14 protein-coding genes and 1 pseudogene are annotated in these 17,152 nt (G+C 64.2%); 6 read left to right on the top strand and 9 right to left on the bottom strand.

What is annotated here, in order from left to right; genetic code table 11:
* From Q0R16_RS01725 to wrbA, 7 genes are all read right to left on the bottom strand, one after another.
* Positions 1-780, bottom strand: a 780-nt coding sequence (locus Q0R16_RS01725) for an ACP S-malonyltransferase (RefSeq protein ID WP_295631173.1), incomplete at its 3' end; no start/stop codon positions are given.
* Entirely contained in the window at positions 773-2,974 is a 2,202-nt protein-coding gene (locus Q0R16_RS01720; RefSeq protein WP_295631171.1) for an alpha-ketoacid dehydrogenase subunit alpha/beta, read from the bottom strand. The genes Q0R16_RS01725 and Q0R16_RS01720, both read right to left, overlap by 8 nt.
* Positions 2,975-3,050: 76 nt before the next feature.
* Positions 3,051-3,944, bottom strand: a complete 894-nt coding sequence (locus Q0R16_RS01715; RefSeq protein WP_295631169.1) for a carbon-nitrogen hydrolase family protein — start codon at positions 3,942-3,944, stop codon at positions 3,051-3,053.
* A complete protein-coding gene (locus Q0R16_RS01710; RefSeq protein ID WP_295631167.1) occupies positions 3,941-4,528 on the bottom strand; it encodes a GNAT family N-acetyltransferase in 588 nt (195 codons plus the stop codon). The genes Q0R16_RS01715 and Q0R16_RS01710 overlap by 4 nt, the downstream gene beginning before the upstream one ends.
* Positions 4,525-4,959, bottom strand: a complete 435-nt coding sequence (locus tag Q0R16_RS01705; RefSeq protein ID WP_295631165.1) for a ketosteroid isomerase-related protein — start codon at positions 4,957-4,959, stop codon at positions 4,525-4,527. Before Q0R16_RS01705 ends, Q0R16_RS01710 begins: the two co-directional genes overlap by 4 nt.
* Positions 4,956-5,879: an ion channel gene (locus Q0R16_RS01700; RefSeq protein WP_295631163.1), complete on the bottom strand. Its 924-nt coding sequence runs from the start codon at positions 5,877-5,879 to the stop codon at positions 4,956-4,958. The genes Q0R16_RS01705 and Q0R16_RS01700 overlap by 4 nt, the downstream gene beginning before the upstream one ends.
* A gap of 114 nt (positions 5,880-5,993) precedes the next feature.
* Positions 5,994-6,593: an NAD(P)H:quinone oxidoreductase gene (gene wrbA / locus Q0R16_RS01695; protein ID WP_295631161.1), complete on the bottom strand. Its 600-nt coding sequence runs from the start codon at positions 6,591-6,593 to the stop codon at positions 5,994-5,996.
* Positions 6,594-6,921: 328 nt separating this feature from the next.
* Between wrbA and purC the strand changes: the two genes are divergently transcribed.
* Positions 6,922-7,707, top strand: a complete 786-nt coding sequence (gene purC / locus Q0R16_RS01690; RefSeq protein ID WP_295631159.1) for a phosphoribosylaminoimidazolesuccinocarboxamide synthase — start codon at positions 6,922-6,924, stop codon at positions 7,705-7,707.
* Between the two features lie 111 nt (positions 7,708-7,818).
* On the opposite strand, the gene Q0R16_RS01685 is transcribed toward purC, so the two are convergent.
* Entirely contained in the window at positions 7,819-8,277 is a 459-nt protein-coding gene (locus Q0R16_RS01685; protein ID WP_295631157.1) for a hypothetical protein, read from the bottom strand.
* A gap of 396 nt (positions 8,278-8,673) precedes the next feature.
* Between Q0R16_RS01685 and Q0R16_RS01680 the strand changes: the two genes are divergently transcribed.
* From Q0R16_RS01680 to Q0R16_RS01665, 4 genes are all read left to right on the top strand, one after another.
* Positions 8,674-9,900 (top strand): efflux RND transporter periplasmic adaptor subunit, encoded by a 1,227-nt coding sequence (locus Q0R16_RS01680; protein WP_295631155.1) that lies wholly within the window; start codon positions 8,674-8,676, stop codon positions 9,898-9,900.
* Between the two features lie 4 nt (positions 9,901-9,904).
* On the top strand, positions 9,905-13,096 hold the full coding sequence (locus Q0R16_RS01675; RefSeq protein WP_295631153.1) for a multidrug efflux RND transporter permease subunit: 3,192 nt from the start codon (positions 9,905-9,907) through the stop codon (positions 13,094-13,096).
* Positions 13,093-14,526 carry an efflux transporter outer membrane subunit gene (locus Q0R16_RS01670; protein WP_295631151.1) on the top strand — a complete coding sequence of 478 codons (1,434 nt, stop codon included), beginning with the start codon at positions 13,093-13,095 and terminating at the stop codon, positions 14,524-14,526. Before Q0R16_RS01675 ends, Q0R16_RS01670 begins: the two co-directional genes overlap by 4 nt.
* Positions 14,527-14,979: 453 nt before the next feature.
* Positions 14,980-15,666 carry an Arm DNA-binding domain-containing protein gene (locus Q0R16_RS01665; RefSeq protein ID WP_295631149.1) on the top strand — a complete coding sequence of 229 codons (687 nt, stop codon included), beginning with the start codon at positions 14,980-14,982 and terminating at the stop codon, positions 15,664-15,666.
* A gap of 15 nt (positions 15,667-15,681) precedes the next feature.
* On the opposite strand, the pseudogene Q0R16_RS01660 reads toward Q0R16_RS01665, so the two are convergent.
* Positions 15,682-16,563, bottom strand: a pseudogene (locus Q0R16_RS01660) (IS3 family transposase); the annotation flags it as partial.
* Between the two features lie 91 nt (positions 16,564-16,654).
* Between Q0R16_RS01660 and Q0R16_RS01655 the strand changes: the two are divergent.
* The coding region (locus tag Q0R16_RS01655) for a hypothetical protein (protein ID WP_295631147.1) at positions 16,655-17,152 on the top strand (498 nt) is incomplete at its 3' end.

Below are 17,152 nucleotides of genomic sequence, written 5' to 3'. Positions count from 1 at the left end.
CTGCGCGCCGAAAGTGTAGTCCCACAGCGCGGCCGGATCGCTGGCGAAAGGCCGCCAGATCGCCCCGCGCCCGTCGACCATCGGCACGCCCGGATTGCCGAACCATTCAGCTGGTAGTCCCGTCCGCGCGGCCTCTGCACTCGGGCGCATCAGTGGCGTGTGGAACGGCCCATTGCCTGCAAGTTGCAGCGGTGGGCGCGGCAGTGGCGGCAACGCGGCTTCGAGCGCGGCAAGGGCAGGGGCCTCGCCCGCCACCACCAGCATCCCGCCCAGCCGGATAGATGCCATCGTGCCGCTTTGCGCCACCGCTCGCTCGACTTGCGCCGCCAGCGCGGGATCGACGCGCCAGTCTTCGCCTGCCAACACCATGACCATCTGCCCGCCGGGCGCGTGCTGCTGGGAATTGACCCCCATTGCATCGGCGATGCGGAAGGCCTGCTCGGCCGAAACCGCGCCCGCGCAGGCGAGCGCGGTGTACCAGCCCATCGAATTGCCCGTCACCGCCACCACTTCGTAACGTTCGCGGTCGAGTGCGTTAAAGTCCAGCCACGATGCGGCATAAATCAGCGGCGCCGCTACATCGCCGCGCGTGTGGAGCGAGGGCTGAAATTTCGCCATGCCATCGAGCGTGGTGAGCGTGTCCTTGCCCGCCTCGGCGCGGATCGCATCGAATCGGGCAAGGTCTGCATGGCTGGCGTGATGCCGCGCCAGATAGCCCAGTTCGGGCGCGTTGTAAGTGCCCCGCCCCGGGCAGACCACCAGCACCGCTTCCTTACCCACGGCGCAATTCCAGCGCCGCCGCGACGATCGATTCGCGGCTCGGCAAAGCCAGCGTCGCGGCGCGGGCGAGCGGGATGAAGCTGTCATCCGCGGCGATCCGCGCGACCTTTTTCCCCGGTGCACGCTCTGCGAACAGTGCCATCAACGCCTCGCTCTGCGATCCGGTGACGCGGCATTCGTCGACGATCAGCACACGGGCGCACGGCCCGGTCGCCGCCAGCAGCGCGTCCTCGGCCAGCGGGGCGAGCCAGCGCAAGTCGATGACCCGCAGCGCAACGCCCTGCTCGGCCAGCGGCTTTTCGGCCTGACGTGAGAGGTAATAGCCGTTGCCGTACGTCACGATCGCCAGGTCGGTGCCATCGCCCCACACGCCGATCTCGCCCATCCGGATCGCAGCATCGCCCGGCGCGGCATAACGGCTGGTCCACAATCCATCGCCTTCGGCATGCAGGTCGCGCGTCATGTAAAGCGCGATCGGTTCGACGAACACGACCACGCGTTGCTCTTCATGCGCAAGCCGCACGCATTCGCGCAGCATCGCTACTGCATCGGCGCCGTTCGAGGGCACCGCCAGCACTACGCCGGGAATATCGCGGAAGACGGCCAAGCTGTTGTCGTTGTGGAAGTGCCCGCCGAAGCCTTTCTGGTAAGGCAGGCCGGCGATGCGGATCACCATCGGGTTGGTGTACATGCCGTTGGAAAAGAACGGCAAAGTCGCCGCTTCGCCGCGGATCTGGTCTTCGGCATTGTGGACATAAGCCAGGAACTGGATCTCGGGCAGCGGCAGCAATCCGTTGTGCGCCGCCCCGATCGCCAGGCCCAGGATCGCCTGCTCATCGAGCAAAGTGTTGATCACCCGCGCCGATCCGAAGCGCTGGTGCAGCCGCGCGGTGCAGTTGTAGACGCCGCCCTTGGCGCCGACATCCTCGCCGCAGACGATGGCGTTGGGGTTGGCCAGCAGCACATCGGCCAGCGCCCACGACAGCAGCCGCGCCATGTGCTGCGGCTTATCGATCTGCGCGGCATCGTCGGCGAACAGCGCAGCGCGGGCTTCGGGCGAGGGGGCTGGAAAGGCCGGTACGGCGCGCGGCGGGGGCACGATGCTGTCCATGACTTCGGCGGCGGTTTCCAGCTTGGGCCGCTGGATCGCAAGCTCGGCCTGCCGCGCCAGCGTTTCGCCGATGCCCTCATAGGCATCACGCAACTCGTCGGTGGTCATCACGCCTTCCTCGATCAGCAGTGCGGCGCTGGCCAGCAGCGGATCGCGCGCTTCATCGGCGGCGATTTCGGCCTTCGACAAGTAGACCGCCTGCGCATCCGAACCTGCGTGCCCGTAAAGTCGTACGGTGCGCATGTGAAGGAACACCGGCTTGCGCTGCTTCCGCGCAATCTCCACGGCCTCATTCGCGCCGCGCATTGCATCAACCAGATCGCAGCCATCGCACTGGATGTAGTGCAGTCCCGCTCGGGTCGAAAAATTCGCCTCCACCCAGCCCTTGGGCGTGCGGGTCGAAATGCCGATGCCGTTGTCCTCGCACAGGAAAATGATCGGCATCGGGGTGCCCTGGAACGCGGCCCAGGCGGCGGTGTTGAAGGCGCCTTGCGCGGTCGAATGGTTGGTGCTGGCGTCCCCAAAGCTGGCGAGCACCACGCCATCGGGGGCGAGCACGGTATCCTCCAACCCGATCCGCCGCGCGATGCCGATGCTGAACGCCGCGCCCACCGCCTTGGGCAAATGGCTGGCGATGGTGCTGGTCTGCGGCGGAATAGCCAGCCGCTTCGAGCCGAGCACCTTGTGCCGCCCGCCCGAAATCGGGTCCTCAGCCGAAGCCGCGAACGACAGCAGCATGTCCCATGCCGGGGTCTCGCCCGGAACACGTCCCGCGCGGTGGATCTGGAACGCGGCGTCGCGGTAATGCAGGAAAGCCATGTCATCGACGCGCAGCGCCTCGGCCAGCGTGGCGTTGCCTTCGTGGCCCGAACTGCCGATCGTGTAGAAGCCTTCGCCACGCCCCTGCAACTTGCGCGACAGCCGGTCGAGCTGGCGGCTGGTCATCTGGCTCAGCACCAGCGCGGCGGCGCGGTCCTTGCTCAGCCCGACATCGGCCAGGCCAAGGTTCGAACGGCGGCGCAAGGTGGCGGCTGAAAGCGCCGTCAGGAATGTCTGATGGACATGCTCGGCAGCGTCGATCATCGCCAGACGACTTTTCTTGTGGTTTCAAATGCGATCATCGCCGTGTGCTAGACGATCGGTTGCGCGCGCGAAAGGGTCAGCGCAGCGCCACGCGCGTCACCGGCGGCAGCGGCACGGCGCCGGGTTGGTCCGCCCAATCTCGAGCGTTGAGCACGCCGCCATCCCGGCGCAACTCGGCCACGCGCGCGGTGTCGATGTCGGCAAAGACCCATTGCGCAGCGTCGATCGTGCCGATCGCGATAACGCCGTCTTCGGGCATGCCCCGATCGGGTGGCCCGAATATGCCAGCCGCACCACGATTGACGTCCACCGCCGGGGACCACTCCGCCGTGCCCACGGTCGGCGATTGGACGGTGAAGCACTGCCCTTCGAGCGCGCGCGCCTGCGACCCGATCCGCACGCGCCAATAGCCGTGGAGCGTATCCGTACAGCTTGGCACGAGCAGCACTTCGGCCCCAGCCTCGACCAGCGCGCGGGCCAGCAATGGGAATTCGCTGTCATAGCAAATCACAACGCCGATCTTGCCCAGCGCGGTATCGAACAGCAGCAGCACGGTGCCCGGAGAAATGTGCCACTGCTCGCGCTCGAACCGCGTCATCACCAGCTTGTCCTGCGTGGCCCAGGCACCCGATGGTACAAACAGCCGCACGGCATTGCGCGCCGTGCCATCGGCATCGCGGCGCGGGGCGCTGGCGGCGAGGATGTGGACTTGGTGCTGGCGGGCGAGATCCGCGTGGAGTGCATCGACTTGCGGCAACAGCGCCGAAACTGCGTCGAGCGAAGCGGTGAGATCGCCTTCGGTGGCGGGATCGAGCGAGGCCAGTTCCATTGCGCCGTATTCGGGGAAAACCAGAAGATTTGCACCGTTTGCGGCAGCTTCTGCGACCCAGCGGGTGAGTTTGGTCCTGTAGGCGGACCACGATGCGAGGCGCTCGATCGGATATTGCGCGGCGGCGACGCGGAACCTCACCACGTCCGCAGCCAGTACTGCATCGGCTTGGGGCTTTCCTCCATCTCGCGGTGTTCCTTCCACGCGAGGTCGGTCATGAAGCCGGATACAGGCGCATAGCCGCGCTTGCGCCAGAACGCATCGAGCGGCTGGTATCCCGCTGGCCACGCCGGGTGGTTTTCTGGTCGGATCACTGCGGCGAAGCAGGCGGCTGTGGCGCCGGCTTCGCGCGCGCGGGCTTCGCGGTGGTCGAAGAAACCATGGCCGATGCCACGCCCGCGATATTCGGGCAGCAGAACGCTTTCGCCGAAGTAGAACAACCGCGCCACGTCCAGCCCGCGCACGGCGAACGGCGCCTGGAATTCGGCTTTCTGGGCCTGCATCGGCGAGGCGGTGGCAGCGCCGACTATGCGCTCGCCATCGAACGCCGCGACCATGACCGCATCGGGCGCACTCGCAAATTCGCGCAAGTAATCGGCCTCGTAAGCTGCGTCACCATCGTAAAGGTACGGGAAGGAGGCGAACACCGCGATTCTCAAGCTGGCCAGATCGTCGAGCACATCGGCGATTTCCGCACCCGTGAGCGAGCGGACGGTTACGCTCAAGCCGCTGCTCCGGCCCCGGCCCCGGCCAGCACCTGCCGCGTCCAGTCTGCCAGGTTGTAGTAGACTGTCACCCGCGCGATCAGCCCATCCTTCACCGCAAAGAACGCTCCCGCCGGCAACACGTATGTCTGCCCGTTGGCTTCGGGCAAGCCCTCGTCGGTCGCCTTGTAGGTGCCGTGGACGGTGAATTCGGCGGCGCCGCGCCCGCCATCATCGCTCGCCATCAGTACGAGGTCCTCGAGATGTTCGGTATAGGAGCGGTCCATGTGCGCAAGGAAATCGCGGAACGCCGCCTTGCCGTGGTGAGTCGCGCCCTCGTTGATATCGTGCGCCACGTCGTCGGTCAGGCAGGCGAGCATGCCCCCGGCATCGCCGGCGTTGAAGGCGGCGTAGTAGCGGGTCAACAAGGCAAGCGTCTCGTCACGGTTCATCGGGCATTCTCCAGAAGCACTTCGGTATCGTGGAACCGTCCGTAATCGATCAGGCGCTCGCCCGACGGGAGCCGCTCGACGATGTCGACCAGCCGGTGGCCCCAACGGATATCGTGCGCCGAATAGGCCCAGCGGCCATGGATCAACTGGCCGCTGTGCGCATCCACCCCGCTGACGACGACCACCACGTCGACCTCTCCGGGAACGCAATGATTGGCAAGCCAGCCGTGGAGCGGGCTATTCTCGTCGATGCGGTGCATGATCGTCCAGCTCAGCGTGAACAGCGGGTTCGATGCGCGTTCGAGCTTCAGATCCTGAAACCGGCGATAAGTCGTGCCGAGTACGACTTCGTCCAGCAGCACCGAAACGCGCACTTCGGCCTCGAAAATCAGGTTGTGTCGCTGGTTGGCGGCGCGGAACATCAGCAGCGGCGCTTCGGCGCCATCTGCCTGTACCACCGCCACTTTCGAGAACAGGATGCGCGCGGTCGGCCGCGAAAATCGGGCAAAGGCGATGCCGGTGGCAAAGGCGGTGAACAGGATCCCGAAGATCACCTCGACCACCACCAGGAAGTTGGCGAAACCCGACACCGGGTACATGTTGCCGTAGCCGATCGTGGCCACGGTATCGACACTGAAGAAGAACATCTTGAGGTACAGGCTGCTCACGGCCGGGCCCTGCGATGTCGAAATGCCGTCCGCATCGAGCGTATAAAGCGCGGCAAACACCAGGTTCGCGGCGATGAAAATCGCCACAAGCAGCCCGATCAGCCGCGGCCATGTTATGCGCAGAAGCTGGTGGTAGCTATCGGCCAGCTTCCACGCCGGCATGCCGCGCGCGCGGACGGGCATCTCCCCGCTCTGGCTCTGGAGCACGCGGGTCATGGCGGGGCGGGTGCTGCGCGGGGGTTCGGTTCCCATGATCCGCGTGCTAGCCGCCCGGCGCGTGCAGGACAACCTGCGCGCGCCGGTGGCCGATGTTTACCCGACCAGCATCGTCTACTCGACCAGCATCGTCTACTCAAACAGCATCGTTTACCCGAACAGCTTGGTCGCGGTCCGCGCCACGCGTTCGCCCAGATGCCGCGCGCCGCCCAGATCGGCCTCGCTCGGCTGGCGGCTGCCGTCACCGCCGGCGATGGTGGTGGCACCATAGGGCGCGCCGCCGACAACTTCGTTGTGCCCCATTTGACCGGCGTAGCCGTAATCGAGCCCGACGATCGTCATGCCGAAATGGAGCAGGTTGGTCAGGATCGAGAACAGCGTGGTTTCCTGGCCGCCGTGCTGGCTGCCGGTGCTGGTGAAGGCCGCGCCCACTTTGCCGATAAGCGCCCCGCTTGCCCACAGCCCGCCGGCCTGGTCGAGGAACGCCGCCATCTGCGAACTGATCCGGCCGAAGCGCGTGCCGGTGCCGACAATGATCGCGTCGTAATTGGCGAGGTCGGCGATCGTGGCGAAGGGCGCCGCCTGGTCGATCTTGAAGTGCGCGGCCCTGGCGCGTTCTTCCGAGATGATCTCGGGCACGCGGCGAATGTCGACCTCCGCGCCCGCAGCGCGTGCGCCTTCGGCAACGGCTTGCGCCATCGTTTCGATATGGCCGTACGTCGAATAGTAGAGGACCAGGACTTTGCTCATGGACAGGTTCCTTGAAGGGGCCGCAGCAGGCCCGTGGGGTTGATGGAGTGGTGATAACGGGCTGCGGCTGTGCAGGTCAGACGGATAATATCGATCCGAACGTTCGGATAAATGGAACGACCAACCGGGCAGTGCGCTGATTCCTGAAGCGGATCGCCTGGCTGGCCCGGTGCCGAGATTGCGCAGACGGGCGATTTCGCCTATGGCCTGTGGCCAGCCCCCGGCCGGAGCGGACGCGTTGCACTTGCGACTCGTCCGTGAGCCGGGGTTTTTGATTTTTATTTCGCAGCGGGACCGTATCCCGCGCGGCTCGAAGGAACGCCATACGATGTCACGCCGCCGCCAGATCTACGAAGGCAAGGCCAAGATCCTTTACGAAGGCCCCGAACCCGGCACGATCATCCAGTATTTCAAGGACGATGCCACCGCTTTCAACGCGCAGAAGCGCGGCACCATCAGCGGCAAGGGCGTGATCAACAACCGCATCAGCGAATATGTGTTCACGCGGCTGAGCCACATCGGCATCCCCACGCACTTCATCCGCCGGCTCAACATGCGCGAACAGCTCGTGCGCCAGGTCGAAATCATCCCGATCGAAGTGGTCGTCCGCAACATCGCCGCCGGCTCGCTGTCCAAGCGGCTGGGCATCGAAGAAGGCGAACCGCTGCCCCACACGCTGATCGAATACTACTACAAGGACGATGCGCTGGGCGATCCGCTGGTGGCCGAAGAGCACATCGCCTGCTTCGGCTGGTGCTCGAACGACGAGATGCAGGACATCTCTTCGATGGCGATCCGCGTGAACGACTTCCTCTCGGGGATGTTCGCCACGATCCACATTCGCCTGGTCGATTTCAAGCTCGAATTCGGCCGCATCTGGGAAGGTGACTACGCTCGCGTGATCCTGGCCGATGAAATCAGCCCCGATTGCTGCCGCCTGTGGGACATGACCACCGGCGAAAAACTCGACAAGGACCGCTTTCGCCAGGATCTTGGCGGCGAAGAAGAAGCATATCAGGAAGTCGCCCGCCGCCTCGGCCTGCTGCAGGACGATGCCGGCCCTAGCGAAGTGCTGGATTTGAGCCATCACCGCAAGCTGCGGACCAAGAAGTAATTCGCGTTCGGGTTGCTTGATCCCAGGTTCGTGGCATGCGCTGCCGCGAGCCTGGTTTAGGGCCTGGTTCTGGCCCCGGATCTGGCCTCGCATCTGGCCTCGGCTTCGGTGTCAGACGTGCTTGAGCCGCTTTGCATTGGCCGTCGCGGTTGCGTGAATCGGCCGCAAGCCCTTGTCGTTAATAGCGGTTGCGCGTTCGAATATGCGCAGCCCGAACGCTGCATTGCGCTGCCACAGCGCCAACAGTTCTGTGATGCTCGGCGGCCGCCCCTGCAGCACGATAGCGCCCATGTGCTGCATTTCGGCCATGCAGGCGGATTGTAGCGCCCACCAATCTTCGGCCACCGCGGCGCCGGCCCGGGCGAAAGCGTCGATCTTCTCGGGCATCATGCGGCCCAATTCGGCATAATTGCCGTCGAGCGGCGACCGCGCGGCTTCGCCCATCATCTCCACACGCCTGGCAATGACCTCACGCGATGCGTCGAGCGTTTCAGACGCCCGCAGGGTGGTTCCTGCGATGCCGACCGCAGCCGACGCCAGGCGTGAATAAAAGGCAAAGGGATCGAGCATTGGGATAACTCCAGGCAGCTTTAACGTTGGTCGTCGGGCAGGCAATGGGCGGGCAGCGATAAGGGACGAGGCCGATTTCCAACCCTTCAGATGGTCGGCCGGCGCAGCGGCGCGAACCCGATCATCCGTCATGCTGGTACCAGTGGACAGCGCATTTCCAGAACCTCAAAAGCGCCTTGGCGTTCCGGCTGCGAGTGGATGCGCTGGGCGCCGGCAACCAACTGACCTCCAGCCTCGTTGATCGCAATGAGGGCGATTGCCCGCTCCGCCCGCCAACGCTCGGTTTTGGAGGCCGGCCATTCGTGCGTAAGCTTGGAACCAATCGCCAGCGGTAACGTTATCGCGCTTGGCGGAGGCTATCTTGCTCCACCGCGGTTGCCAAGCGCAGGGAAAAGCATGGCTTCAATCGATTTGCGCCGCTGGTTGTGCGGATCGCCCACGGGCGTTCTGGCCGTGGGCTTGCTGGCTGCCACCAACCTGGGAAGCTGTTCGTCGGCCCCGCCACCGCCACCACCGCAGACAAATGTCGCTGTCGGACTGCCGATCGCGCGTGATATTGTCGACTGGGACGATTACGTCGGTCGGTTCGAGGCTGTGCAGGATGTCGAGGTGCGGCCGCGCATTTCGGGCACGGTTATGTCGGTCTTGTTCCGCGAGGGCGCGCGCGTGGGCAAGGGGCAGGCGCTGTTCGTGATCGATCCGCGTCCCTATCGTGCGGCGCTGGCGCAGGCGCAAGGCGATCTCGCCAAGGCACGCGCCGCCGTTGCCAACGCGCGCACCGAACTGGCGCGCGCGCAGAAGCTGGTTGATGTCCAGGCGATCAGTCGTGAGGAATACGAAACCAAGCAGGCCAACTTGCGCACCGCCAATGCCAGCGTCGAATCCGCGCGCGCCGCGGTCGATGCGCGCGCGCTGGACTTGTCGTTCACCACGGTGCGTTCGCCGATTTCGGGGTCGGTTTCGGACAAGAAGGTATCGATCGGCACCTATGTTGCCAGCGGCACCACCCCGTTGACCCGCGTGGTCACCGTCGATCCGATCCGCTTCAGCTTCGATGGCGCCGAAAGTTTCTATCTCAAATATATCCGGCTGGCGCAGCAGGGTGAGCGGCAATCTTCGCGCAATGCGCCCAATCCGATCGACATCCAGCTTTCCGACGAGAAGGATTACCGCTGGCACGGCCGGATGCAGTTCGTCGACAATGCGATCGACACGCAATCGGGCACGATCCGCGCGCATGCCGTCGTCGCCAATCCCAAAGGCTTTCTGGTGCCGGGGATGTTCGGGCGCGCGCGGCTGCTCGGTTCGGGCACCTATCACGCGATGTTGATCCCGGACGAATCGATCGTGACCGACCAGACCCGGCGCTTCGTTTATGTGGTGGGCGCTGACGGCAAGACCGCGCAACGCCCGGTCGAGACCGGACCGCTTGTAGAGGGGTTGCGCGTGGTGCGCGCCGGCATTGCACCGACCGAGCGTGTCGTGCTCGACGGGCTGGTGCGGCTCCAGCCGGGGATGCCGGTCAAGGCACGGCTGGTCCAGATCCGCCCACGCGCCGCAAACACCGCGCCCACGGCGACGCCATTGTCTGCGCCCGCGGCATCCGAAGCCAAAGCGCGATAGCGCCGTGAAGTTCCCGCATTTCTTCATCGACCGCCCGATATTCGCTGGCGTGCTTTCGATCCTGATCGTGATCCTCGGGCTGATCGCCTACCCCTCGCTGCCGGTCGCGCAATATCCCGAGATTGCGCCGCCGACGGTGGTGGTTTCCGCGACTTATCCCGGCGCCACCGCCGAAACGCTGGCCGATACGATCGCCGCGCCGCTCGAGGAATCGATCAACGGCGTCGAGAACATGATCTACATGCAATCGTCGTCCACCGGCGACGGCACGGTGGCGATCACCGTCACCTTCAAGGCGGGTACGAACGTCGACCAGGCGCAAGTGCTGGTGCAGAACCGCGTCGCCACCGCCGAACCGCGCTTGCCCGAGGAAGTCCGCCAGATCGGCGTGACGGTGCGCAAGAACGCGCCCGACCTGCTGATGGTGATGAACCTCTATTCGCCCGACAAGTCGCTCAACCAGCAATACGTCAGCAATTACGCGACCTTGCAGCTTGTCGATCGGCTCAGCCGCGTGCCCGGCGTGGGCGGAGTGCGGGTGTTCGGCGGGCGCGATTACAACATGCGGATCTGGATCGATCCCGATGCCGCCGCCTCGCGCAACCTGACGGTGGACGAAATCATTGCGGCGGTGCGCGCGCAGAACGTCCAGGTTGCGGCCGGCTCGATCGGGCAGGCGCCGTTCAACCAGGGCGGCACCGCGTTCCAGCTCGGCATCCAGACCGAAGGCCGGCTGACCACCGCCGATCAGTTTGCCCAGATCGTGATCAAGCGCGATACGGCCGGGCGGGTGACGCGGCTGCGCGATATTGCGCGGATCGAACTGGGCGCGCAGGATTACGGCACCAACGCCTATCGCGATGCGTTCTCGTCGATCGGGGTGGCGGTTACGCAATTGCCCGGATCGAATGCCTTGACCACCGCGCAGGCGGTCCAGGCCGAGATGGAAAGCGTCTCGAAGGACTTCCCGCCGGGGCTGGTCTATTCGATCCCGTACAACCCCACCAAATATATCGCGGCTTCGATCGAGGCGGTGGAGCACACGCTGTTCGAAGCGATCGTGCTCGTTGCGATCGTGGTGCTGGTGTTCCTGCAAAGCTGGCGCGCGTCGCTGATCCCGATCGTGGCGATCCCGGTCAGCCTGATCGGCAGCTTCGCGGCGATGGCGGCGTTCGGTTTCTCGCTCAACAACCTGTCGTTGTTCGGGCTGGTGCTGGCGATCGGGATCGTGGTCGACGATGCGATCGTGGTGGTCGAGAACGTCGAGCGGCTGATGGAGGAGGAGAAGCTGTCTCCGCGCGAGGCCGCGCACAAGACCATGGACGAGGTATCTGGCGCGCTGATCGCGATTGCGCTGGTGCTGTGCGGGGTGTTCATCCCGACGGCGTTCATTCCCGGCATTTCGGGCGCATTCTACAAGCAGTTCGCGCTGACCATCGTCAGCGCGACCGCGATTTCGGCGTTCGTGTCGCTGACGCTGTCGCCTGCGCTGGCGGCGTTGATCCTCAAGCCCAGGAACGAGGCCGAACCCAGGCACGGCTGGCGCGGGGCGCCGACACGCTTTGCGCGCGGGTTCAACCACCGGTTCGAGCAATTGTCCGCGCGCTACGGCAAGCTGACCGCGCGTCTGGTGCGCAGCCTGGCGCTGATCGGCGTGGTCTACGTGCTGCTGCTGGCCGTGGCGGGCTGGCGCTTCTGGGTGACGCCGACCGGGTTTATCCCGGCGCAGGACCAGGGTTACCTGATCGCGGTGGTGCAATTGCCGCCGGGCAGTTCGCTCCAGCGCACCGACGAGATTGTCCAGCAGGCGGGCGCGATCGCGCGGGCGAACCCGAACGTGAAGGCCACGCTGGCGTTCGCCGGGTTCGATGGCGCGACCTTCACCACCGCACCCAACGCCGGCGCGATCTTCGTGACGCTCCAGGGCTATGGCGACCGCAAGGCCACGGCCGACGCGATCGCGCTCGATCTGCGCAAGGCCTATGGCGCGATCACCGCGGGCAACGTGCTGGTCGTCGCGCCGCCGCCGGTGCGCGGGATCGGCACGGGCGGCGGGTTCAAGATGATGATCGAGGACCGCGCGGGCACCGGCTATCCGGCGCTGGAGGCGGTTGCGTTCAAGATGATGATGGCGGCCAACGCCGATCCGGGGCTGACTTCGGTGTTCACCACCTTCAGCACCAAGACGCCACGGTTGCGCGCAGACGTCGATCGCCAGCGTGCCGAACAGATGGGCGTGCCCACGCAGAACGTGTTCAGCACGCTCGGCACGTATCTGGGCAGCACTTACATCAACGATTTCAATTTCCTGGGCCGCACCTTCCGCGTGACGGCGCAGGCCGATGCGCCTTATCGTGATGATGTCGGCGACATCGGCCGGCTCAAGACGCGCTCGGCTTCGGGCGCGATGGTGCCGCTGGCAGCGGTGATGACGCTGAAGAACGACAGCGGCCCTTACCGTGTGGTGCGCTACAACCTCTACCCCGCCGCCGAACTGCAGGGCGATACCAAGCGTGGCTATTCATCGGGCCAGTCGCTGGCGTCGATGGCCAAGCTGGCCAAGTCTATCATGCCGCAGGGCTTCACGTATGAATGGACCGAACTGGCCTTCCAGCAGGAGCAGGCGGGCAACACCGGCAGCCTGGTGTTCGTGCTGGCGGTGGTGTTCGTGTTCCTGCTGCTGGCCGCGCAGTACGAAAGCCTGGTCCTGCCCTTCGCGATCATCCTGATCGTGCCGATGTGCCTGCTCGCCGCGATCCTGGGGGTCAACCTGATGGGGCGAGACAACAATATTCTCACGCAGATCGGGCTGGTCGTGCTGATCGGCCTCGCGGCCAAGAATGCCATCCTGATCGTGGAATTTGCGCGGCAAGGCGAGGACGACGGGCTTGATCCGCGCGAGGCAGCGGAACGCGCCGCGCACCAGCGGCTGCGGCCGATCCTGATGACCTCGATCGCGTTCATCCTGGGCACGCTGCCGCTCGTCATTTCGAGCGGGGCGGGCGCCGAGATGCGGCAGGCGCTGGGTATCGCGGTGTTCTTCGGGATGATCGGGGTGACGATCTTCGGGCTGCTGTTCACGCCAGCGTTCTATGTGATCAGCCGCAAGGCCGGCGATACCGTGGCGCGTTGGGCGAAGCGAAAACCGCCGCCGGCTGAACCACCCGAGCTGCCCGCACCGGAGCCAGCCGAATGAAGCGCGCCTCGACTCTGGCTCTGGCGCTGGCGCTTGCCTTGACCGGCTGCGTGGTCGGCCCGCGCTATCGCGCGCCCGATGCGCTGCCGCCCGAGCAGGTGCGCCTGCAGGAAGCGCTGAACAACGGCGCGGTCACGCCATCGCCGCTGCCGCCGCAATGGTGGCGGCTGTTCGCCGACCCCGAACTCGATCGGCTGGTCGAACGCGCACTGGCGCGTAACACCGATTTGCGCGTGGCCGCCGCCAATCTCCAGCGCGCACGCGCCTTGCTGTCCGAATCCGGCGCAGCACGGTTGCCGACCTCGGATACCAGCGCACAATACACCCGCCGCCGCACTGCGGTCGGCAGCGTGCCGGGGGTGGCAGGGGGCGCATCGCCGCAGGCGGTGACGACAGACTATTTCTCGCTCGGCTTCGACGCCAGTTACGAGGTCGATCTCTTCGGCGGGGTCAGCCGGTCGATCGAGGCCGCACGCGCCGATCTTGGCGCCGCGCAAGCCGCAGTCGATGCCGCACGCGTTGCAGTGGCTGCCGAGACCGCGCGGTCTTATGTGCAGGCTTGCGGTTTCGCGCTTCAGGCCGATGTCGCGCGCGAGACCGCCGCGTTGCAGGAACGCACGCTCGACCTGACGCAGCGCCGGCTGTCGGCAGGCGGCGGATCGTTGCGCGATGTCGACCAGGCGACGGTGCTGGTCGAGCAGGCGCGCGCACAAGTGCCCAGTTTCGAGGCTGAACAGCGCGCGGCGCTCTACGCGCTGGCGGTGATGACCGGCGATCCGCCCAATACCATCACCGATACGCCAGCGGCGCAGTGCCACACGATCCCGCTTGCCCGCCAGCCGCTGCCGGTTGGTGACGGTCAGGCGCTGCTCGCAAGGCGGCCCGACGTGCGCCAGGCCGAACGCCAGCTTGCGGCGGATACCGCGCGGATCGGGGTTGCAACCGCGGCACTGTATCCGTCGGTGACGCTGCTCGGCGCGGTCTCGCTGGGGAGCACCCGGCTGGGCGATCTCGGCAAGAGCCAGTCGTTCGGCTATTCGCTTGGGCCGCTGATCAGTTGGACTTTCCCGTTCAACGGCGCGGCGCGCGCGCGGGTGCGCGAAAACGAGGCGATCGCCGGGCGCAGTCTGGCGCAGTTCGATGCGGCGGTGCTCAACGCGCTCAAGGAAACCGAACAGGCACTGGCCCGCGCCGGCGCCGCCACGACGCGCGAACGGCGGCTGACGCGCGCACTTGCCGCCAGCGCCGATGCCGCGCGGCTGACGCGGCTGCGCTTCGATTACGGCTCCGACAACTTCCTGCAACTGCTCGATGCGCAGCGATCCGATGCCGCTGCGCGCGCCGCACTGGCGCAGGCGCAAGTCGACCGGGCCAGTGCGCAGATCAGCGTGTTCAAGGCGCTCGGCGGCGGCTGGGAGGCGGCTCCCTAACGGACGGATGACCGAAATGGCCATTTTCTTGGCATTTCGCAATGTGTCCGAACGCCCTCGAATTCAGCTTTGTCGTTGCGATGCTCATCCATGCGAACCCATGCGGCCTTTTTTGCTGCATGTTGGCTGGAATCTCTACGGATAGCAGCCACCCGACGTCTGCGCGCTTCGGCAGCAACGCGAAACAATCGATAGACGTATTGGTGAGAAATCCGCCGATTTTCTCGATAGGTGTCTGATATTACACACTAAATGGCGGAGCGGGAGTCCGCAGAACTTTTCAGTTCAATGAGGTGCGCTTAAGTTGAAATTGGGATTTTAAGCATCTGAAAATGCGTATATAATTGTATCGGTTGTTGCGGACTTTGTTCAATTTGGTTCACTAACGTTCGCTGATAACCGGCTTGAAAGTGGGCACGAAAGTGGGCACGGAGTTTCGCCCATGATGAGAGGGTGAATCGATTGGCGCGATCACTCAATCGACTGACTGTTCGGCAGGTAGCGTCGATCAAGACAACGGGTCGGCATTCGGATGGCGGGGGTCTCTATCTACGTGTTACCGTTCATGGGGCTCGTGCCTGGGTATTTATGGCCAAGTATGGCGAGCGGCGGATTGAAGTTGGTCTTGGGGCTGAAAATGCATTGACCTTAGCAAAAGCGCGTCAGTTAGCTGGTGAAATGCGCGAGGCAGATTTGATCGGCAAGGATCCACGGAAATTGCGTCTGCCGGCCATTGAACCCGCCGCAATTCCGACTTTTGGGGAATTTTCCGCCGAGTATATATCGAGCATTGAAAGTGGGTGGCGAAACCTTGTCCACCGGCAGCAATGGCGAAACAGTTTGCGAGATCACGCATCCGAAATCGCAAGCATACCCGTTTCTGATGTTTCGACCGACGACGTTCTTCAGGTTCTTCGACCCATCTGGACAGATAAACCTGAGACCGCACAACGCGTCCGAGGGAGGATCGAGAGAATATTGGATGCAGCCAAAGCCAAAGGGCTTCGTCCAGCGGACGCAATGAATCCTGCAGTTTGGCGAGGGCATCTTGCCTATTTCCTTCCGGCTCCGAGCAAGTTGACGAGAGGGCACCATGCGGCCTTGCCATGGAAGGATGCTCCTGCATTTTTCTCGTCCTGAGTAGCCCCTAGATTTCTAGACGCCTTCAGCTTTCAAAATCTGTTGCCGTTCGAACTCGACGGGTGACAGCATGCCGTTCCTTACCTGCTTGCGCACCGGGTTGTAGAACATCTCGACGTAATCGAACACGTCCTGCCGGGCCTCGGCGCGGGTTTTGTAGGTGCGGCGGCGGATGCGCTCACGCTTGAGCGACGAGAAGAAGCTCTCGGCAACTGCGTTGTCATGGCAATTGCCGCGCCGGCTCATCGAGTGCTCAAGATTGTGCGCCCGGATGAACGCAGCCCAGTCCATGCTGGTGAACTGCGAGCCCTGGTCCGAGTGGATCAGCACCCGGTACTTCGGCTTGCGCCGCCATACCGCCATGTGCAGCGCTTGCAGCACCACATCGGTAGTCTGCCGGCTTTGCATCGACCAACCCACTACGCGGCGGGAATACAGATCGATCACGACAGCCAGATAGGCAAAGCCCTCCAGAGTGCGGATATAGGTGATGTCTGTCACCCAGGCCCGGTCAGGCGCAGCTACATCGAACTGGCGATCCAATGTGTTGTCGATCGCGAGGGACGGCTTGCCGCCATAGCTGCCAGGCCGGCGTTTGTAGCCGACCTGGGCCCTGATGCCCGCCAGCCTGGTCAACCGGGCCACGCGGTTGGGACAGCAGGTCTCGCCATGATCCAGCAGGTCGTCGTGCAGCTCGCGGTAGCCATAGACCTTGCCACTGTCATTCCAGGCCCGCTGTAGCAGCTCCGTTTGCCGAGCATCTTCCCGAGCCCGCTGGCTCAGCGGGCTCTTTTGCCAGGCATAGAAACCGCTGGGCTGCACGGCGAGGCAGCGGCACATTGCCCGCACGCCAAAGCGATCGCGATGCTCGGCAATGAACGCGTATCTCACTTGGCATCTCGAGCGGAACGAAGTGACCGAAGGTCAAATACGCGGTGGCTTTTTTTAGGCGTTATCATACTTTGCAAACCCAGATCGGGGGTGCTAAGTGAGCGGCATCGATCTCCGGGAATTAGCCGAAGGCATTTTTCCCTCTGACGGGAAGGACCGCACCTTGGCGCTGTTATGGGGCTATTTTGACGAAAGCGGGCTTAACAACCAATGCATCCATACCGTTGTTGCGGGATTCATTGGCCCGATAAGCGAGTGGGTTGAGGTGGATGCCCGATGGAAGGCAGAACTAACCCGGATGGGCGTTACCGGCTTTCACACGACTGAGTGTCGCGGCGGACGTGGGGAGTATCAGGGAAAAAGGGACCAGGCCGAAGACCATTTGGTTCGTCTCGCTACGATTCTTGGAGAAAGTGACCTCGATCATTTTGCAGCTGGGTATGTCGGAGATTGGTCAGAAATACAGGCCGAGTTCCCCCTAGTCGCGGCAAATAGATTCAAGCATCCGTATCAGATTTGTGTAGAGCTACTGATGCAGGATATTCAGGAATTGTGCGCCTCCCGTTACAGTGGTAGTAGCGTTGCGCTATTGTTT

It is taken from the genome of Novosphingobium sp. (genome assembly GCF_025351285.1).
GTDB lineage: Bacteria > Pseudomonadota > Alphaproteobacteria > Sphingomonadales > Sphingomonadaceae > Novosphingobium.
This window is presented reverse-complemented; position numbering and strand designations above follow the sequence as displayed.

Bases quoted from the DNA above. Each gene is read 5' to 3' on its own strand.
- Q0R16_RS01720 (WP_295631171.1), bottom strand. From the start codon at position 2,974: ATGATCGACGCTGCCGAGCATGTCCATCAGACATTCCTGACGGCGCTT.
- Q0R16_RS01705 (WP_295631165.1), bottom strand. From the start codon at position 4,959: ATGAACCGTGACGAGACGCTTGCCTTGTTGACCCGCTACTACGCCGCC.
- Q0R16_RS01700 (WP_295631163.1), bottom strand. From the start codon at position 5,879: ATGGGAACCGAACCCCCGCGCAGCACCCGCCCCGCCATGACCCGCGTG.
- wrbA (WP_295631161.1), bottom strand. From the start codon at position 6,593: ATGAGCAAAGTCCTGGTCCTCTACTATTCGACGTACGGCCATATCGAA.
- purC (WP_295631159.1), top strand. From the start codon at position 6,922: ATGTCACGCCGCCGCCAGATCTACGAAGGCAAGGCCAAGATCCTTTAC.
- Q0R16_RS01685 (WP_295631157.1), bottom strand. From the start codon at position 8,277: ATGCTCGATCCCTTTGCCTTTTATTCACGCCTGGCGTCGGCTGCGGTC.
- Q0R16_RS01680 (WP_295631155.1), top strand. From the start codon at position 8,674: ATGGCTTCAATCGATTTGCGCCGCTGGTTGTGCGGATCGCCCACGGGC.
- Q0R16_RS01670 (WP_295631151.1), top strand. From the start codon at position 13,093: ATGAAGCGCGCCTCGACTCTGGCTCTGGCGCTGGCGCTTGCCTTGACC.